The sequence below is a fragment of the Bradyrhizobium barranii subsp. apii genome, from assembly GCF_011516635.5.
Lineage (GTDB): Bacteria > Pseudomonadota > Alphaproteobacteria > Rhizobiales > Xanthobacteraceae > Bradyrhizobium > Bradyrhizobium barranii.
Genome location: NZ_CP096255.1, coordinates 6308590 through 6325555 on the forward strand (window position 1 = coordinate 6308590; position 16966 = coordinate 6325555).

18 protein-coding genes are annotated in these 16966 nt (G+C 59.3%); 7 read left to right on the plus strand and 11 right to left on the minus strand.

Annotated features, from left to right (window positions below; genetic code table 11):
• Window positions 1-74: 74 nt before the first annotated feature.
• On the minus strand, window positions 75-1598 hold the full coding sequence (locus tag HAP41_RS30175) for an aldehyde dehydrogenase family protein (protein ID WP_166093963.1): 1524 nt from the start codon (window positions 1596-1598) through the stop codon (window positions 75-77).
• Window positions 1599-1795: 197 nt separating this feature from the next.
• Between HAP41_RS30175 and HAP41_RS30180 the strand changes: the two genes are divergently transcribed.
• Complete coding sequence (locus HAP41_RS30180; RefSeq protein ID WP_206706242.1) at window positions 1796-2863, plus strand: alcohol dehydrogenase; 1068 nt, start codon at window positions 1796-1798, stop codon at window positions 2861-2863.
• 50 nt (window positions 2864-2913) lie between these two features.
• Here HAP41_RS30180 and HAP41_RS30185 read toward each other — a convergent pair whose 3' ends face one another.
• From HAP41_RS30185 to HAP41_RS30210, 6 genes are all read right to left on the minus strand, one after another.
• On the minus strand, window positions 2914-4089 hold the full coding sequence (locus HAP41_RS30185) for an ABC transporter substrate-binding protein (RefSeq protein WP_166093943.1): 1176 nt from the start codon (window positions 4087-4089) through the stop codon (window positions 2914-2916).
• Complete coding sequence (locus tag HAP41_RS30190) at window positions 4089-4859, minus strand: ABC transporter ATP-binding protein (RefSeq protein WP_166093934.1); 771 nt, start codon at window positions 4857-4859, stop codon at window positions 4089-4091. The genes HAP41_RS30185 and HAP41_RS30190 overlap by 1 nt, the downstream gene beginning before the upstream one ends.
• Window positions 4856-5617, minus strand: a complete 762-nt coding sequence (locus tag HAP41_RS30195) for an ABC transporter ATP-binding protein (RefSeq protein ID WP_166093924.1) — start codon at window positions 5615-5617, stop codon at window positions 4856-4858. Before HAP41_RS30195 ends, HAP41_RS30190 begins: the two co-directional genes overlap by 4 nt.
• The gene (locus tag HAP41_RS30200) at window positions 5614-6465 is read right to left on the minus strand and encodes a branched-chain amino acid ABC transporter permease (RefSeq protein ID WP_166093917.1); all 852 of its coding nucleotides are present in this window, start codon (window positions 6463-6465) and stop codon (window positions 5614-5616) included. Before HAP41_RS30200 ends, HAP41_RS30195 begins: the two co-directional genes overlap by 4 nt.
• On the minus strand, window positions 6465-7337 hold the full coding sequence (locus tag HAP41_RS30205; RefSeq protein WP_166093913.1) for a branched-chain amino acid ABC transporter permease: 873 nt from the start codon (window positions 7335-7337) through the stop codon (window positions 6465-6467). Before HAP41_RS30205 ends, HAP41_RS30200 begins: the two co-directional genes overlap by 1 nt.
• A 72-nt stretch (window positions 7338-7409) precedes the next feature.
• Window positions 7410-8369 carry a polysaccharide deacetylase family protein gene (locus tag HAP41_RS30210; RefSeq protein WP_224580698.1) on the minus strand — a complete coding sequence of 320 codons (960 nt, stop codon included), beginning with the start codon at window positions 8367-8369 and terminating at the stop codon, window positions 7410-7412.
• 87 nt (window positions 8370-8456) lie between these two features.
• Here HAP41_RS30210 and HAP41_RS30215 point away from each other — a divergent pair, with 87 nt between their 5' ends.
• A complete protein-coding gene (locus tag HAP41_RS30215) occupies window positions 8457-9209 on the plus strand; it encodes an isochorismatase family protein (RefSeq protein WP_166105702.1) in 753 nt (250 codons plus the stop codon).
• On the opposite strand, the gene tnpC is transcribed toward HAP41_RS30215, so the two are convergent.
• Genes tnpC through tnpA form a run of 3 tightly spaced genes read right to left on the minus strand, consistent with a single transcriptional unit; the run spans window position 9140 to window position 11568 of the window.
• Entirely contained in the window at window positions 9140-10711 is a 1572-nt protein-coding gene (gene tnpC / locus HAP41_RS30220) for an IS66 family transposase (RefSeq protein ID WP_166073793.1), read from the minus strand. The genes HAP41_RS30215 and tnpC overlap by 70 nt on opposite strands.
• Before the next feature lie 52 nt (window positions 10712-10763).
• Window positions 10764-11117, minus strand: a complete 354-nt coding sequence (gene tnpB / locus HAP41_RS30225) for an IS66 family insertion sequence element accessory protein TnpB (protein ID WP_166073804.1) — start codon at window positions 11115-11117, stop codon at window positions 10764-10766.
• The gene (gene tnpA, locus HAP41_RS30230; protein ID WP_166073826.1) at window positions 11110-11568 is read right to left on the minus strand and encodes an IS66-like element accessory protein TnpA; all 459 of its coding nucleotides are present in this window, start codon (window positions 11566-11568) and stop codon (window positions 11110-11112) included. Before tnpA ends, tnpB begins: the two co-directional genes overlap by 8 nt.
• Window positions 11569-11730: 162 nt before the next feature.
• Between tnpA and HAP41_RS30235 the strand changes: the two genes are divergently transcribed.
• Window positions 11731-12507, plus strand: coding sequence for a maleate cis-trans isomerase family protein (locus HAP41_RS30235; protein WP_166093895.1), 777 nt, complete (start codon window positions 11731-11733; stop codon window positions 12505-12507).
• A 37-nt stretch (window positions 12508-12544) separates the two neighbouring features.
• On the plus strand, window positions 12545-13174 hold the full coding sequence (locus tag HAP41_RS30240; protein WP_166093890.1) for a MarR family winged helix-turn-helix transcriptional regulator: 630 nt from the start codon (window positions 12545-12547) through the stop codon (window positions 13172-13174).
• 119 nt (window positions 13175-13293) lie between these two features.
• Here HAP41_RS30240 and HAP41_RS30245 read toward each other — a convergent pair whose 3' ends face one another.
• On the minus strand, window positions 13294-14136 hold the full coding sequence (locus HAP41_RS30245; RefSeq protein WP_166060442.1) for an IS5 family transposase: 843 nt from the start codon (window positions 14134-14136) through the stop codon (window positions 13294-13296).
• 127 nt (window positions 14137-14263) lie between these two features.
• On the opposite strand from HAP41_RS30245, the gene HAP41_RS30250 reads away from it, so the two are divergent.
• The 3 genes from HAP41_RS30250 to HAP41_RS30260 all read left to right on the plus strand — a co-directional run bounded on the left by HAP41_RS30250 (window position 14264) and on the right by HAP41_RS30260 (window position 16953).
• A complete protein-coding gene (locus HAP41_RS30250) occupies window positions 14264-15697 on the plus strand; it encodes a 4-hydroxyphenylacetate 3-hydroxylase family protein (protein WP_248577125.1) in 1434 nt (477 codons plus the stop codon).
• A 100-nt stretch (window positions 15698-15797) separates the two neighbouring features.
• Complete coding sequence (locus HAP41_RS30255; protein WP_166093874.1) at window positions 15798-16304, plus strand: flavin reductase family protein; 507 nt, start codon at window positions 15798-15800, stop codon at window positions 16302-16304.
• Between the two features lie 4 nt (window positions 16305-16308).
• A complete protein-coding gene (locus tag HAP41_RS30260; RefSeq protein WP_166093867.1) occupies window positions 16309-16953 on the plus strand; it encodes a site-2 protease family protein in 645 nt (214 codons plus the stop codon).
• Window positions 16954-16966 lie beyond the last annotated feature (13 nt).

Genomic DNA, 16966 nt, shown 5'->3' on the forward strand with positions numbered 1-16966 from the left:
CAAGATACCGCCTCAAGCAACGGCGGCTTGAGGCCAGTACTTACCTTTGGCCCGGCGACGGACACCTTGTCGTTTCAGAGCCGAATACAAGTGTCCCAGGGAGATTCTCCTCCCCAATTGACACACACGCTCTGCCTTCGCATGTAGCCCTTCCAGGCATCCGACCCTGCCGTACGTCCGCCGCCTGTCGCCTTTTCGCCCCCAAAGGCCGCGCCGATGTCGGCACCGGTCGTTCCCATATTGACCCTTGCGATACCGCAGTCACTTCCCGCAGCTGACACAAACAGCTCGATATTGGAAAGATCGGTGCTGTGAATGCCTGAGGACAGGCCTTGCGGCACGCCATTGTTGATACGAATGGCCTCCTCGAGGGTCTCGTAGGTGAAGATGTAGACGATTGGAGCGAACGTTTCCCGCTGAACTGACGGCAGATCATGCGGCACGCCGGTGATGAGTGTCGGCTCCACATAGTAGCCTCGCCGCTCGATCCGCTTTCCTCCGAAGGCGACCTTGCCGCCGGCCTCAATTGCCTTCCGGACGGCTCTTTCAAAGTGGAACACCGCCTCCTGATCGACCAGCGGGCCGACGAGCGTTTCAGGTTCCCTGGGATCCCCAACCCTAATCTGGCTGAAGGCTTCCTTCAACAGCGCGACGAGGGATTCCGCGACAGAGCTTTGGACGATGACGCGTCTCGTGCTCGTGCAGCGCTGACCGGTGGTCCCGACCGCGCCGAAGGCTATGCTGCGCGCTGCCAGCTTGAGGTCAGCGGTTTGATCGACGATGCATCCGTTGTTGCCCGAGCATTCGAGGAGGTGACGCCGCCCCAGCGTGCCGCCTACAATTTCTGCAACCCAGCGGCCGACGGCACTTGACCCTGTAAATGACAACAGCGCGACCCGCCGGTCGTGGACCATCAGTTCGGCAATTTTGGTTTCGCTGGGTATGAACAGGGAAAAGATGCCATCAAGCTTGAACTCTTCCATCGCCATATTGCAGATTTTCTGCAGTCCGAGTGCGGTGAGCGGAACCTTGGGGCTGGGTTTCCAAATGACCGTGTTGCCACCGATGGCTGCGAGAAACGCATTTTGTGCCCAGACCGACGCAGGAAAATTGTAAGCCGTGATGATCCCGACGACACCAAGCGGCAGCCATTGATCATACATCCGGTGCCTGCTTCGCTGCGACTGCTGGACCGCACCGTACATCATGCGAGACTGGCCGGCCGCCATCGCGGCCATGTCGATCAACTCGCGATTCTCGGCTTTGGCTTCATCGAAGGTCTTTCCCGTGTCCAATACCAGGAGTGCAGCGAGATCGTATAAATAATGCCCCGCCAAGGCACCAATCCGGCCTACAAGCTCACCCCGCCTTGGCGCAGGCACGGCAGCCCAATCGGGTTGTGCAGCTCGCGCACAGCAAATGACACGCTCGTAGTCGAGCTCGTTTGCGCCCGCGATGGTCGCGACGATCTTATCCCGAGCCGGATCGATCGCGTCGAACGGAATCCGCCCGCCCGTCGGGCTCCACCCGTCCCCACTCGCATACGCGCCTGAATTCAAGAACTCGATACCGAAAGTCTTCAGAGCAGGCTCGAACATCTCAACCCCATTTAGTTACTTTACCAACCTAACTATATTGCTATAGACCTGACGCCGCGGTGTCAATCGAGCCGTGACGCATCTGCAGACCTCGCGGAGAGATTGAAGGTGCATCCAGCGCTCAGGCTCCCGCCACCCAAGGCAAATGATTGCACGTCGTTTGCGGTCAAAGCGTCATCTCACAAATGGAGGAACATTTGAAAAGTCTTGCGCTCACAGAATACCGGGCTCCTCTCGAATGTGTCGAGACGACGACGCCCGTCCCCAAGGGAAATGAGGTTCTGCTCAGAGTCTCCGCCTGTGGCGTTTGTCATACCGACCTTCACATCTGGGAAGGCGGCTACGATCTGGGCGGTGGAAAGATGATGAAGATGTCCGATCGGGGACAAAAGCTGCCACACACGATGGGTCACGAAGTTGTTGGCGAGGTCATTGCGGCCGGCGAAGACGCACTGCGGCTGGTTGAAGCCGGCAGGACCTATCTGGTCTATCCCTGGTTTGGCTGCGGAGAGTGCCAAGTCTGCAAAAACTCGGATGAGCATCTATGCCCAACTCCGCAATATCTCGGCGTTCTGCGCCCAGGCGGCTATGCCGACTACGTCCTGATCCCCCACCCCCGGTACCTCATTGATATTCCCGCAGGGATCCCCCCGGAGCAGGCCGCTCCCTACGCCTGTTCGGGATTAACCGCATATTCCGCCCTGAAAAAGCTCGGACCGGGCCGGCTCAAAAAGCCAATCCTCATCGTGGGTGCCGGCGGCCTCGGGTTGATGTGTCTTTCGTTGTTGAAGGCTATGGGACAGTCCGGTGCGATCGTCGCGGACATCGATCCCGACAAGCAGTGTGCCGCGCTGGCCGCGGGCGCGATTGCCGCACTTGATCCAACCAAAGCTGACTTTGCCGCTTTGCTTGCAGAAAGCGCCGAGGGAGGCATCCACACGATTATCGACTTCGTGGGATCGCCGGCCTCCTGGGATCTCTCGATGGGTACTCTCGCCAAGGGCGGAGCCTATGTGATCGTCGGCCTCTTCGGTGGCGAGCGAACGCTATCGTTGGCGACCCTGCCCTTGAGAGCCATTACGGTGTCGGGTTCATTCGTGGGCAGCCGGCGAGACCTGATCGAACTGATGAGTCTGGTGCGGACCGGTGTCGATCAAATGCCGATCGTGACGCGACCGCTGGACAACGCTCATGAAACGCTATCCGATCTGAGAGAAGGCCGAGTTGTAGGGCGAGCCGTCCTGGTGCCGGGTGGTCCGTCCTAAAGGTAGCCCGATAGACGGTGCCGGAGACCCGGCACCGTCCAAACGTCATTTCAGTCGACGGAGCGTTGATCGAACAGCGTCCACCGCCCGCCCTTGGCCTCAAGCACGTAGATGGGCTTGACCGCATCGCCATTCTCACGGAACGTGATTTTGCCCCCAAGCGCCGGATAATCCTTCATTTTCCGCAATTCGTCCTTGATGGCACCGCGCTCGCTTGCGAGTTTTGAGTGCTCGCCGGTGACCCTCGCCCGCTTCATGGCCTCCGCATACATGTAGACGATGTCGTAGCTGGATATGTCGGTCTGGTTCGGCACCGTACGACCGATCTTGGCAGCCTCCGCTCTCACTGCAAAGGACTTTGCAAAGGCGCGGACGGCATCATTCAACTCGCTGTAGAAGGGCGAGCCGATGATCGTCCCCTCACCGGCATCCCCGAACCGGACGGGGAGGTCCGGATCTCCGACGGTCGTGCCTGCGAACAGGCGCGCGTTGACCCCCTGCCGCTTCATTTCCTTCGCGAGATTGATCATGGCTTCTGGCGGCGCGCCGACGCCGACGATATCAGGCTTCAGCTGCGCCAGCTTTGACACTTGTGCCGACATGTCGAATGCCTTGTACGGAAAATCGACGAAGCCACTCACGGGAACCTCGACCTTCAACAGGGCCTCTGGCAGCACTGCTGTACCAACCGCCTTGGATACGGCGTCGTCGGTCGCGTAGGCAATGGCGGCCGTCCTCATGCCCAGACCCTTTGCCCGCATCACCGAAAGAACAGTTTCGATGACCAAGCCCTCATCGACGGTGTTTCGGAAGGCAAATTTGAATGGGGCCGCCACTCCCGGTGCCGACGATGACATCGACATCTGGGAAATGCCGAGACGTTCCCCGGCCGAGAATGCCACCCGTGCCTCGCTCGAGGAGAATGGGCCGACGACAGCGAGCGCTCCGGCGTCCCGCGCAAATTGTTCGACCGCCAGAACCGCCTGCTTCGGATCCCCTGCCGTGTCGAACTTGACGACCTTGAGCGGCAGGCCGTTCACCCCGCCGGCGCGATTGATTTCGTCAACCGCCATGTCCACCGCGATTTCGTTGGCATTCGCAACACTTACGAACGTGCCAGTCCGAGCCATCGACAAGCCGATGACGAGATCGTCATCATGCGCAGAAGCGGCCGACGCAAACGCGACGGTCATCAACAGTCCTATCAAGCCAGTTTTGTATGTCATCATCGCCTCCCTATCGATTTCCTCATGTGAGCAATCTCTGCCGCCTCATGCGCTGAACCGCCGAGATAGGCTTCCTGCAGCCGAGAGCTTCCTGCAATCGAAGCAGCATTTCCTTGCATGACGACGCGCCCGAGCTCCAGAACCGTCGCCTGGTGTGCAATCTTCAAAGCATTTGCAGTGTTCTGCTCGACCAACAGCACGCTAAGCCCCTCGCGGTTGTATTCACGGATGAGCTCGAACATCTTCGCGACAAACAGGGGTGACAGGCCAAGCGACGGTTCGTCCATCATCAGAAGCCGCGGCTTCGCCAACATCGCGCGGCCAAGTGCCAGCATCTGTTGCTCGCCGCCAGACAAGCAGGAAGCGCTCTGGCTACGACGCTGCGCAAGATTAGGAAACCGGTCGTAGATATTGTCGATCTCTCGCCGTATGGCAGATTTGTCCCGCCGCATATGGGCACCGACCAGCAGATTCTCCTCGATGGTCATGGACACCAGGATTCGGCGGCCTTCCGGCACGAGGACAAGCCCGCTCGCGGCGCGCCGATGAATCGGGCACCGAGTCACGTCGGTGTTCGCAAAAAGGACTGTTCCGCTCGTTGGCAAGACGGCCCCGAGGATGGAATGAAGGAGAGTGCTCTTGCCGGCTCCATTCGCACCAACAACCGTCACGATTTCCCCACGTGCCACCTGCAGGGAAACCTCGTGAAGTGCCTCCACCCGCCCAAAGCGGGCCGACACATTGCGGATGTCGAGAATGCAGTCGCTCATGCTGCCTGCTCCGTTCCCAGATAGGCCTCACGAACCTGCTCATCCGTCCTGACTTGGTCGAATGACCCTTCGGCAATCTTGCTGCCGAAGTTCAAGACGACAATCTTGTCGCACATCGACCGAATGAAATGCATGTCATGCTCGATCACCAGGAGCGTCGTTCCCCGTTCCTTCAGGATTTGGAGGTGACCGTGCAGCTCGCGTGTCTCCGATCCATTCAACCCCGCCGCAGGCTCATCCAGCATGAGAATTGACGGCGAGGATAATGTTGCTCGGATCAAGTCGACACGCTTGCGAACCCCGTAGGGAAGCAAGCCGACAGGTTCATCGGCATAGTCACGCAGACCAAATGCAGCAAGCTCATCCCTGGCCGCACGCACCCATTCGTGATCGCGAATGAGCCGAAATGGCTGGAGCACGTCGAGCGACCACTTCAATGTGACGTGCTGCCCGATCAGCAGATTATCGATGACCGACAGGCGCGGTATCAGGCGAATGTTTTGGAAGCTACGCGCGATCCCGCGTTTGATGCGATGCCGGGATGGGACATCACCGATGTCTTCTCCACGAAATCGGATGCTTCCGGAGCTGACCTGGTACACCCCGCTGATGAGGTTGAACACAGTCGTCTTTCCAGCGCCGTTGGGACCTATCAGCGCGGTAGCGGTTCGCTCGGGCACATCGAACGACAAATCGCGCACGACTTCGAGACCGCCGAACGACTTCGATAGATTTTGGACGGAAAGAAATCCGGTCATGACGCAGTCGTTCCATCCTGTACCGCAGTCCGCGCGCGACGGCGCGAAAGCCCGCGTGTCATCAGTCCCTGCGGACGCAGGGCCATGAAGATGATGATGAAGAGTGCAAAGATGGCATATCGCCATTGAGAGCTTGATCTCAGCGCCTCAGGCAGAAGCGTGAAGATCGCTGCACCGACGAGCGGCCCCCAGACGGATTGCGTGCCACCCAGCAGCACGTACAGGACGGTGTACGTGCTCAGCATCACGCCAAAATATTGGGCCTCGATATAGTTGAAATAATGCGCATAAAGCGCGCCGCCTATCCCGGCGATTCCTGCCCCCAACGTCAACGCGGCAATGCCGATGGCCTTGACGTTTAATCCCAGCAGGTCGGCGACCAGAGGATCGTTTTTGACGGCGGCAAAGTAGATCGTTACCCGCGTTGTCGACACCAGGCCTATGAGCAAGACAACGACGGCGGCCACGGCGACGACGACAGTGGCCTCGATGTGCACCGAGACCGGATAGCCTGCGGCGCCGCCAACCACCTCGAGATTGAGGAAGATCGCGGAGATCACCTGGCCCAACGCGAAGGTCGCAAGTGACAAATAGATGCCCTGGGTTCTGAGTATTGGTGCAGCTATGGCGACCGCCAGGATGGCGGCGGCTCCCCCACCGGCCCCGACAGCTGCCAGCACAGGCCAGCCACATTCATTGGTCAAATACGCGCCGGCATAGGCGCCGATCACCATAAACCCGGCAATGCCGAGATTGAGCTGACCGGCCGCCATCGGAAGATAGACCCCATACGCCGCGATGGTGTTAAGGGCGAGCAGCACGATCAAACCGGTCTGATAACCTGACATCACAGCTTCTCCCTGACGGCAGCCGATCCAAAGAGACCTTCAGGCCTTGCAATCAACAGCGCCAGCAGCAGTCCGTAGACGCTGATATTGACGAAGTCGGCGCCGAGGAACTGCGTTGAAAGGATCTCGACAAGACCGATCAGAAGCCCGCCAGCGACCGCGCCCCAAATATTGCCCATGCCCCCGATAATCATCGCGCTGATGCCCTTGAACCCGATGCTCTCCCCCATTGTCGACGAGACCTGGAGATAGCTGATGGCAAAGAGAATGCCGCCAATGCCGGTAAAGACTGCGCCCAACACGAACACCCTTGGGACCACAGAGCCGACATTCACGCCAAGCACCAAAGCGGTGCGCCGGCTCTCGGCGATAGCCCTCACCTGACGGCCAAGATTTGTGACGTGCAACGAGATGGACAAAGCAATGACGAATGCAAGAGACAAAGCGAGGCTCAGTGCCTGGGCTCCGCCGACGATAATTGATCCGGCTCTAAAATTGAAATCGGCAATGAGAGCAGGGAACGATTGTTGATCCGATCCCAGCCAGAGAACGACGAGGTTCTCCAGCAACACCAGGAAGCCGAGTGAGCTGACGAGTGGGACTTCCGGGTCACTGTCGCTGCTCGGTCGGTAGGTTAGCAGATAGACCGAAAGGCCGATGATCGCGCTCGCCACGAGCGCCAAGCCAAATGCGAGCAACCAATGCTGGCCGCTCTTCAGCGCCGCCCACGAGACCATTCCGGCAATCATGAAGATTCCTGGAATGGAAAAGTTGAGAAAGTTGAGAACACCGATTGCCAGCGTAAAGGCCACGGCAATCATGACATAAACGCCGCCAAGCATGAGGCCGTTCACGATCTGCTGGGCAATCATAGCTCTCTCATCCGTTCGACCGACCTAAGATCAACAAGCGTTCGCAGCGACATATCGATATTTCCCAGAGGATCAGACATCGCTCACGCGAAGCGCGGTTGGCACGGGCGGATCACCGGCATCAGCGGCATCGGGGCTAACAAGGGTGCCCTTCGGCAAAGCGAGCGCGTGCTCGGCAATCTTGCCGGATGTTGTGATCCAGACTCTGTCGCGATGAGATGCGATATGGGCGAGCGCACGTCGCAGTTCCCTGGTCCGGTGCGGTTGGCCCATGACGAAGGTGTGGAGTGCAGCCGAGAAGACGAGCGGATACTTCTCGGAATCCTGCAATTGCTGCTCGAAGGCATCTATCAACAGATCGGCAAATTCCGCGTCGCTGACCCTCCTGTTGAAGACGGCCGGCAGATCGTTCAGCTCCATGGACGGATACGGCACGCTGAGAATGGGACCGAGATCGGTCCTGAACAGCTGCGGTTGCTCGTCGTAGAACCAGTCGAGCATGTAGCCGAAGCCCTGTTCGACCAGCAGTTCGGGCGTTTTCGTGCTTTGCGATATGAAGGGTCCGAGCCAGCCTTGGGGAGCGATCCCCTCCTCCTTTTCAAAGCGCCGCCGAACTTCTTTCAGCATCTCGCGCTCCTCCTCTTCGCTCATGTCGATCTGCCGCTCCGAATTGGTGCGGCCGTGACCAACAAATTCGTCGCCTCGCTGCCGGAACGCGGCCATGAGCGCGGGATAGGCGTCGTAGACCGCGGTATTGGCGAGCACGGACAGCGGAATGTCGAATTCGCGGAAGAGGTCGAGCAGGCGCCAAACGCCCACCCGGTTTCCGAAGTCTCGGTAGGCATATCCCCGATGAAACGGAGCGGCCGGCATCGTCGTGAAGTCCGGCCCCGGATTCCGTCCGAACTCGAAAGCCTCGATGTTCAACGCAAAATAGACCGCGAGCCGTTTGCCGTCGGGCCATTCGTAGGTCGGCCGCTGCGTAATGGGCACGAACGGATATCGGTTCATCTTGGTGTCAAACTTGGCCATGGGCCCTCCACGCTTCCTCTATTGACCGTCACGCTATCGGACGATATTTAGTTTTGCAAACTATTTTTCTGAGAAGGAGGTTTGACTGTGCGACCCTGGGATAGCGTCATCACCGACGAAGATCAGCGTAGATACGATGCAGCTGGCTTTGGCCGTGCGGCAGGCATCGGGTGCAGGCCTGCGCTCCTGATTATCGATGTGCAGTATCGAACGACCGGCTCCGTTCCGATGCCGTTTTGGCAGGCCGTCGAAGAGTATCCGACGTCATGCGGCGACGTCGCATGGCGAGCTGTCGGGCAAATCGGCAGAATGCTGGAGCTATTCAGGAGGAAGCGCTGGCCTGTCCTCTTCCCGCATGTCGCGCCGAAGGTTCAGCAAGATGGCGGCCGGCTCGCAGCAAAAGTTCCGGCGATCATGACGATCCCCCCGGTCGGATACCGGTTTGTCAGGGAAGTTGGCCCCATCGACGGTGACATCCTGATTCCAAAGAAACATCCCAGCGCCTTCTTCGGCACCACGCTCGCAAGTCATCTCATAGATCTCAAGGTCGACAGCCTGGTCATGACGGGCTGCACGACATCGGGTTGTGTTCGCGCGAGCGTGGTCGACGCCTTCTCCTACAATTTCCACGTCGCTGTGCCCGAAGAGTGCGTTTACGACCGCAGTCCGGTCGCTCACAGCGTGAATTTGTTCGATATGGGTAAGCGCGATTTTCTTCGCACGCCGGCGGTTTTGATGGATTGCCCTGGTATCGGGCGATACCGAGCCGTTCAGGCAGTGGCGGCTTTGTGGAAGTTGAAGGGCAGCAGGTCTGTAATATCGGCGTCGCCGGCGCGCTGAGGCAATTCGGTGAGGACGTGGCGCAACCACGCTAACGGCTCGACACGTGAGGCGCGGCAGGTCAGCATCAGGCTATAGACGACGGCACTGGCCTTGGCTCCGTCCACGGTATCGCTGAACAACCAACTCTTCCTGCCAGTTGCAAAAACCCTGATGTCGCGCTCCAGAAGATTGTTGTCAATCGGCATGCTGCCGTCCCCGGTGTAGCGCGTCAGATATTCCCATTGGTTTCGGGTGTAGGATACGGCGTCGCCGAGCTTGCTGTCAGGCAAGACCTTCGGGGCCATGTCATCGAGCCATACTTTGAGAGCATTGAGGATGGGGACACTATGTTGCTGGCGGAAGCGGCGAATGCAGTAGGCCTGTGTTTCACCCTTCTCCGGTATTCCGTCCCACGCCCGCCTTTCAACCCGGTAGAGCTGTTCAAAGAACCGCAGCGCTTGCTCGGGCGGACCGCCGCCCTTCTTCCTGGCTTTGAGGGCATCGACAAAGCGCCGCCGGGAGTGGGCCATGCATCCAATGTGGGTGGCCCCTTCCAGCGTGCGCCATGCGGTATAGCCGTCACTCATTACAATGCCACGGTAATCGCCGAGGAAGGCTTGCGGGTGGATTTGGCCGCGGCCCGGCTGATAATCCAGAAGAACGATCGGCTCGTGGCTGCCCTTGCCGCTGCGATAAGCCCACATGTACGATGTGCTGGTGGCCCGTTTGTCCTTCTCCTTGAGGACCTGAACCGTTGTCTCGTCGCCATGGATGAGAGGTTGTGATCTGAGCCGCAGCTTCAGGGCGTCGTAGATGCGATGCAGATGCTTCTCGCTCGAGCCAATCACCCAGTGGCCCAAAGCGCCGCGGCTGACAGGAACACCTGCACGTTCGAAGGCCTGCGCCAGGCGGTAGAGCGGCGTGCCATCGACATATTTGTGAACCAGCGCGAACGCCAGCGTCGAGGGCGTGGCAACGCTGCCCGGCAATGGTTGCGGCGGCATCGGCGCGGTCACGACAGGGGCGTGGATCCCGGTGCGATCGCTATGGCGGCACGCATATTTGAAGCGCACATTCTGTAAAACCTTCGCCTTCACCTCGATATGAAGTTGCTCGGTGACAGCCTCGCCCATGCGATGCATCTGGCCACGGCAGCAAGGACACGCCTTCTGATCGTCGGACAGGTCATACTCGACGCGCTCACGAGGTAGGTTCCCCGGCAGCGGCTTGCGGCCGCGCTTCTTTCCCATTGTGTTTTCGACGGGTGGCAAGCCCGTGTCCGGAAGTTCGGCGATATTGTTCGTTTCACTGCCGGCGTCCTCCTCATCGGAGGCCTGCTCGGCTTCATTGAAGAGACGATCAACATGCTTTTCGCTGCGCGGCGCAAAACGATGCAGGCGTGCCAGCGCCAGTTCTTCCTCGAGCTTGGCGACGCGGTCGGCGAGTTGATGGTTCTCCGCCTGCAGCGCAGCAATGCGTGCCAACAGCACTTCAACACTCGGATCGCCGGTTCGATTCATCGAATTCTTGAATCTGAACCGTACCGACGCGTCAACCGCTCAACTCGAGAGCTCAGCCGGCAACCTGATATTGCCGCACCGGATGGCGGACCATCGCATCGATATCGATGCCGTCAAGGATCCAGTGCAATTGCTCCGTCGTCAGCGTGACGATCGCCTCCTGGCGGCGCGGCCATCGGAACCTGTCTTCGGTCAGCCGCTTCAGGACCAGTACAAAGCCGGACCGATCGAAGAACAGAAGCTTCATCCGGTCGCAACGGCGATTGCAGAACGCAAAAACCGCCGGAGTGAATGGATCGAGCGCCATCGTCTCCTGGACCAGGACCGCAAGGCTGTTGATGCCAGCCCGGAAGTCGATCGGCTCACGGTGCAGATAGACCTGCAGGTCATCGCCCAGTCTAAACATCGCCCAGCGCTCCAATGATCGCCGTCAATGCATCCACATCGCCGCATTCCAGCGCGAGCTTCACGCCATTCGGCAGCGACACGCTCACTTTGGCCGGAGAACAAAAAGCTGGAGTCCCTTTGGGTTCCGAACCACGCACTTCATCGTAAGCCGGCAAATCAACCGTCGCCACGCTGTCTTTTCGCGACAGGTCCCGCTCGGACTTCCCCTCAAGCTGAACCGGGATGAACGCCGGGCGTGAGGACGGCGGCAGCGACCTGGTCGCGCTGTGCTTCTTGATCCACTTCCGAAGGAGGTTCGCGTTGACCCCATGTTCGAGTGCAAGCCTCGATACCGAAACCCCAGGCTCAAGGCAGGCCGCGACAAGACGCTCTTTCGATGCCGCCTCGTAGCGCCGGCGACCGTTCCGGCCGACAAGCCTGACCCGCAGTTTCTGATCATCGTCGCTCATCACAAGGTGTCCACCTATTTTGGTGGACACCTCATGCATCAGGACTCTCAAAAGCAAAAGGTGCGGAGAAATTCGCGCTTACCGATATGGCGCAGAAATACGCCGATGTCCTTCCCACCGACGAACTACTTCACACCCTGGCCAAGCTGACGGAGCGCGACGATGTCCAATGATTTCGAATATGGATCCGGAGGGATCGTCGGTTTCGCACCGCCGCAGTCCAATCCGACCGTGGAGCCTGAAATGGCTACCCTCATGCCGTCGGACGTGCTCACGCTGACGACCCGCCTTCGCGGCGACCCGAACGACGCCCGAAAGCGGTTCGGAGACTATTTGTTCAATTTGGGAGAGAGCCTGGAGGGGTTCGGCGCGATCAGGCTCGGAGCCTTCGGCTTCGCGTGCACGGCAACGACCTATCTGCTTGGCCAGGACGAAGTGCGTCGAAAGTTCGAGCAGCTTTCGCGGCTTTACGGCTACCCGATCTTGTCCTCAGCCGAGGCCATCGAACTCGCCCTTACCGAGCTTGGTGCACAGCGCATCGCGCTGTTTGGCCCCTATCCTGCCTGGCTGCAGGCAGCTTCATTCGCCTACTGGTCGCAGGCGGGATTTGAGCTGGCTGCGAAGGGCGGGATTAACCTAGGCAGCGGCTCGGGCTCCTCCAATACGCTCGACATCTACAAGCTGCGGGCCTCCCGGGTCGTTGAAGCTGTCCTTCGCCTCGATTGGCAGTCGGCAGATGCGATCGTCCTGACCGGAACGGGTGCTCCGACCTTGCGGGCCATTCCGGACATCATGTGCGCCACGGGCAAGCCGGTCCTCTCCTCCAATCTTTGTCTGGGCTGGGCCGTCCTGAGGGCCATAGGTCACCGGGCTGCGCTCCCTGTTGGGGGGGATCAAAGCGTGCTAATCGACGGGTGGCCCGCGAGGGTGGCAAGGTAGCGATTCGTTTGCCGCGGGCACTTGAGGAACAGACGGAATGACAAAGTCCAAGGAGCGCGCAACGAAGGCCAAACCGGCTGCAGTCCGGCCTCGCGTTCCTCAGCTTCCGCCGACGATTTCTCGCGCCGCCCTGATGGTTGACGGGACCGACATGCTGGTGCGCATGATTACCCACCAGCATTTTGTGCTTTCGGGCTTGCTCGAGACCGTGCGCGGAGGATTTGCTTCTCTGATCGGGCTTTCGTCTTTTCAATACGTGCTCATGCAGGCGGTAGGACGCCTTTCCGACAAGCAGCAGTGGACTGTCCGGTCGATCGCGCGCGAGATGCATATGACCGACGCTTACGTGAGCGTCGAGATCGCCGACCTCGTCGAAAGAGGCTACCTTGCCAAGATCGTCAATCCCGATGACAGGCGCGTCAGCTTTCTCGAATTGACCGACAAGGGCGTCTCCTCGCTGACGGCAATTGCGCCCATTCAGCAAATGGTCAATGACGCACTTTACGGCCATCTCGACAGCCACAGCGCCCTCACCTATTCCAACGAATTGAGTGTTTTGATCTCGCGCGCCGAAACCGCGATTTCGGTCCTGAACGACGTCGCCGCGGATCAACGCGAGGCCGCGCTGCGACAGCCCCCCAAACGCCGCAGGCGCACGGCACGATAAGCGTCAAGAGCTGGCTTGACTCCAGCGCTTCCGCAATTTCTTTAGTTTACTTAACTAATCTTGGAGAGATGCGATGCTCAGAACTGGCGCCAATTATCTTCGATCCCTCAGAGCCTGACTCAAAATTGCATTGCTGTTTTTATCGCTGCGATGCGCCTTGTCATGAGTTGGACAGAGGCGAGGAAGAGCCAGGCAGTTGCGCTTTCGATGGTTCGCTCGAAGTCCTTGGCCAATCTGCGGTTGCGGCCGAGCCAGGCGAAGGTTCGTTCGACCACCCAGCGGCGCGGAAGCACCTCGAAGCCCTGTGCGGCATCGGAGCGCTTGATGATCTCGACAGTCCACCGGCCGATCTTTTCCAGCACCGCCTTGAGCTTTTCGCCGGCATAGCCGCCATCGGCGAAGATATGGCGCAGCCAGGGGAAGCGGTAGCGAATGCTGCACAGGACATCTGGCGTGCCGTCACGATCCTGGACGTCGGCAGCGTGAACGATCGCTCCGACCAGGAGCCCTTGGGTGTCGGTGACGATGTGGCGCTTTCGACCCTTGATCTTCTTTCCCGCGTCGTAGCCGCGAGGGCCGCCACTTTCCGTGGTCTTGACCGATTGGCTGTCGATCACGCCGGCCGTCGGCGAGGCCTCCCGGCCGATCGCCTCGCGCGCCAGCATCAGGAGTGCGTGGTTGATCGATTGCCACAATCCGCTGTCGCGCCATTGGTAGAAATAGTACTGCACCGTGGTCATTGGTGGAAACAGAGTGGGCGGCAGCATGCGCCACGGCAATCCGCCGCGCAGCAGATAGAGTACTGCCTCGACGATGTCGCGATAGCTCCATTTCGGGCGCCGCCCGCGCTTGGCCCGCACAGGAAGCAACCTCTCCAGCACGCCCCATTCCGCATCCGTCAAGTCGCTTGGCAAACGCAGCTCCTCTCGGGCAAACTGTGCCCGGGTGATATCAGTCCACATTCTCGATCCCTTTGATGCTTCGCAACACCGATGGAATCAGAACTCGCTGATATCACTCAACTTATTTTTCGGTCGGACACTCAAGGAGGGACGCAAGATCTACCTTGGAGGTCACCTCGTCGATGACGTGACGACCCATCCCGCGTTCCGAAATTCGGCCCAGAGCTTCGCGGGCTTGTTCGATCTCAAATGCGATCCAGAGCATGCTGGTCGCCTGTCCTTCCTGGAAGACGGCCAACGTCACAGCTTCTACTTCAAGCAGCCACGCAGCCGAGAAGATCTCGAGTTTCGCATGGCAGGACACAAAGCCTGGGCCGACGCTAGCTACGGGCTTTTCGGCAGATCGCCCGATCACGTCGGATCGTTCATCACCGGCATGACATGCCGTCCTGAAATATTCGACGTCCCGAACCATGGCTTTCGGCAAAACCTGCTCGATTATTACACCTATATTCGTGACAACGATCTCTATGTCAGCTACGCGACCCACCCTCCGCAGGGAGCGCGCAATTATTCATCCGATGCCGCCCCGTCTTTCTTCAAGTCGCCGGCACTTCATGTATCAGCCACGGACAGCGAGGGGATCACTCTCCACGGAATGAAGACGCTGGCTACAGGCGGCGCCTTCTGTGACGAGATCTGGATCGGAAATCTGACGCCGCTGGCTCCTGATCGCATCAAGGAGGCCGTCACCTGCGCAGTCCCCGCCAATGCAGAGGGATTGTCGCTTTGGTCGCGACGCTCGATGGAGCAGGCAGCCCCGAACGCCTTCGACTATCCCCTCTCCTCTCGCTTTGATGAGAGTGACTGCATGCTCGTCTGTGACAATGTGAAGGTTCCCTGGTCGCGCGTCTTTACGATTGGCAACGTCGATCTCAGCCGCGCGATCTACATGGAAACGGGTGGTCACTACTTCGGCAACCATCAGTCCAACGTCCGCTTCTGGGCCAAACTGCAGTTAATCGTCGGGCTTGCGAACAAGATTGCAAAATCCGCCGGTGTTCGGGGAATTCCGGCGGTTCAGGAGACGCTCGGACGGCTTGCCGCCATGGAGGCGACCATCGCCGGCCTTATCGCCGGTCAAATCGCTGATCATGAGTCCGTCGGTGACGGCTACGTCGTCGTCAACAAGCGCTACATGTACGCTGCGCTGAGCTGGTGCCAGGACAATTACGGACTGATCTGCGCAACCGTCAGGGAGCTGATGGGCGGCGCGATCTTCCAGATGCCGGCCGACATCTCGATTGTCGAAAACGGTCAGATGAACGCTCTTTTCGAGACATATTGGTCAACTGAGCACGAAAGCGCACTGGATCGGATGAAGCTCTACAAGCTGGCCTGGGATCTGCTGGCCTCGGAGTTCGGCGCCCGGCACGTTCAGTACGAGAACTTCTATGCAGGGCCTCCGTTCCTCGTTCGAGCCCATAGCATGAGGCTCGCACCCTGGTCCTCGCTCGACCAGACCGTCGACAAGCTGATGGCCAGTTACAGCCTCCCATCCGACGCTACATCGACTCGCCCCGTCCCTGGGACACGCGATGCAGTCACGCCTGCCAAATGATCGCGATGAGCGCGCCCTTCGCGGTCTCGGGAGAGATCCGAGACCACGAAGCCGGCAAGCCTGTTGAATCCATCGAGGCGACCTCGGAGCAAGCAGAGCCATGAATTTCGACAGCAGACAATTGCGTGACGCGCTTGGCCACTTCCCAACCGGGGTGATCATCGCGACTGCGAAGACCGACGAGGGCGAGCAAATGGGCATGACAATGAGCTCGTTTAACTCGGTGTCGTTGGATCCCCCGCTGGTCGTATTCAGCATTCACCTTGGTGCCGCCAGCCTTGCAAAGTGGCGCTCGTGCCGCAGATACGCAATTAACGTGCTCAGCGAAAGCCAGGAAGAGCTCTCAAATCGATTTGCGCGGACCAAGAGCAGCAAATGGGATGGCGTCCGTTCAATCAAGGGGCACTTCGACACCCCGCTTCTTCCTGGTGTGCTGGTCGCCCTGGAATGCGAGCAATACGCACGACACGATGGCGGCGATCACGAGCTCTTCGTCTCACGGGTTCTTGCAATTCACAAAGCCCCGGATGAGCTGGGGCGACCTCTCGTATTCGCAAAAGGACGCTATTGGCAGCTCCAATCTGATCAGCCCAACTTGGGCTGCTGATCCAATGTGGCATGCCCTCGTCCTCACTGCCGGCGGCTATGGCACACTCGTGGTTCACGAGCTTGGTCACCTTTACGCGGGCCGCGCGCTTGGCCACAACGCCTTGACGGTAACCATTGGATTGGGGCCAGCAATCGCTCGATTTACCGACGCTTGGGGTACGATCTGGACATTCCAGCTTCTACCCGTCCGATCCGCCTGTGGATTTATCGACGAGCCCATTCCGCAGCCGCGTCTAACCCTCAAAGGCGCAAGACCCCCCAGGGCATTTCGGAGCCTCGGTCTGCGGGAACGCGCCTTTGTCCTGCTTGGCGGGCCGTTCGCGAATGCGGCACTTGCGTGCGTTCTGATCCTTGCAACCTATATCGAGGACCCGGACTTCACCTTTGTCCGCCTTGCCAACACTGACAACGGCATCACTTTTCTGATCGGCTCCCTTTCGGCCGCCATCGCGCTCTTCAATCTCTTGCCGATCCCACCTCTGGATGGCGGCCGCCTGGTCATGCTCGCGATCGAGGCTCTGACCGGCAACCCTATCGACATCAAGAGTGAGAGGCGATTGTTCAGGTTGGGTGCGATCATATTGTCGGTTGTGACCTTGCTCGGCGCTCTCCTCTTCTTCGCGCTACCATCGCTCGTTCTCGAATGATTAACGATTTGAG

Coding starts and splice junctions, on each gene's coding strand:
- HAP41_RS30205 (WP_166093913.1), bottom strand. CDS start 7,337: ATGATTGCCCAGCAGATCGTGAACGGCCTCATGCTTGGCGGCGTTTAT.
- HAP41_RS30240 (WP_166093890.1), top strand. CDS start 12,545: ATGACAAAGTCCAAGGAGCGCGCAACGAAGGCCAAACCGGCTGCAGTC.
- HAP41_RS30210 (WP_224580698.1), bottom strand. CDS start 8,369: ATGGCCAAGTTTGACACCAAGATGAACCGATATCCGTTCGTGCCCATT.
- HAP41_RS30255 (WP_166093874.1), top strand. CDS start 15,798: ATGAATTTCGACAGCAGACAATTGCGTGACGCGCTTGGCCACTTCCCA.
- tnpA (WP_166073826.1), bottom strand. CDS start 11,568: ATGAGCGACGATGATCAGAAACTGCGGGTCAGGCTTGTCGGCCGGAAC.
- HAP41_RS30245 (WP_166060442.1), bottom strand. CDS start 14,136: ATGTGGACTGATATCACCCGGGCACAGTTTGCCCGAGAGGAGCTGCGT.
- HAP41_RS30175 (WP_166093963.1), bottom strand. CDS start 1,598: ATGTTCGAGCCTGCTCTGAAGACTTTCGGTATCGAGTTCTTGAATTCA.
- HAP41_RS30195 (WP_166093924.1), bottom strand. CDS start 5,617: ATGACCGGATTTCTTTCCGTCCAAAATCTATCGAAGTCGTTCGGCGGT.
- HAP41_RS30200 (WP_166093917.1), bottom strand. CDS start 6,465: ATGTCAGGTTATCAGACCGGTTTGATCGTGCTGCTCGCCCTTAACACC.
- tnpB (WP_166073804.1), bottom strand. CDS start 11,117: ATGTTTAGACTGGGCGATGACCTGCAGGTCTATCTGCACCGTGAGCCG.
- HAP41_RS30185 (WP_166093943.1), bottom strand. CDS start 4,089: ATGACATACAAAACTGGCTTGATAGGACTGTTGATGACCGTCGCGTTT.
- HAP41_RS30235 (WP_166093895.1), top strand. CDS start 11,731: ATGTCCAATGATTTCGAATATGGATCCGGAGGGATCGTCGGTTTCGCA.
- HAP41_RS30260 (WP_166093867.1), top strand. CDS start 16,309: ATGTGGCATGCCCTCGTCCTCACTGCCGGCGGCTATGGCACACTCGTG.
- HAP41_RS30190 (WP_166093934.1), bottom strand. CDS start 4,859: ATGAGCGACTGCATTCTCGACATCCGCAATGTGTCGGCCCGCTTTGGG.
- tnpC (WP_166073793.1), bottom strand. CDS start 10,711: ATGAATCGAACCGGCGATCCGAGTGTTGAAGTGCTGTTGGCACGCATT.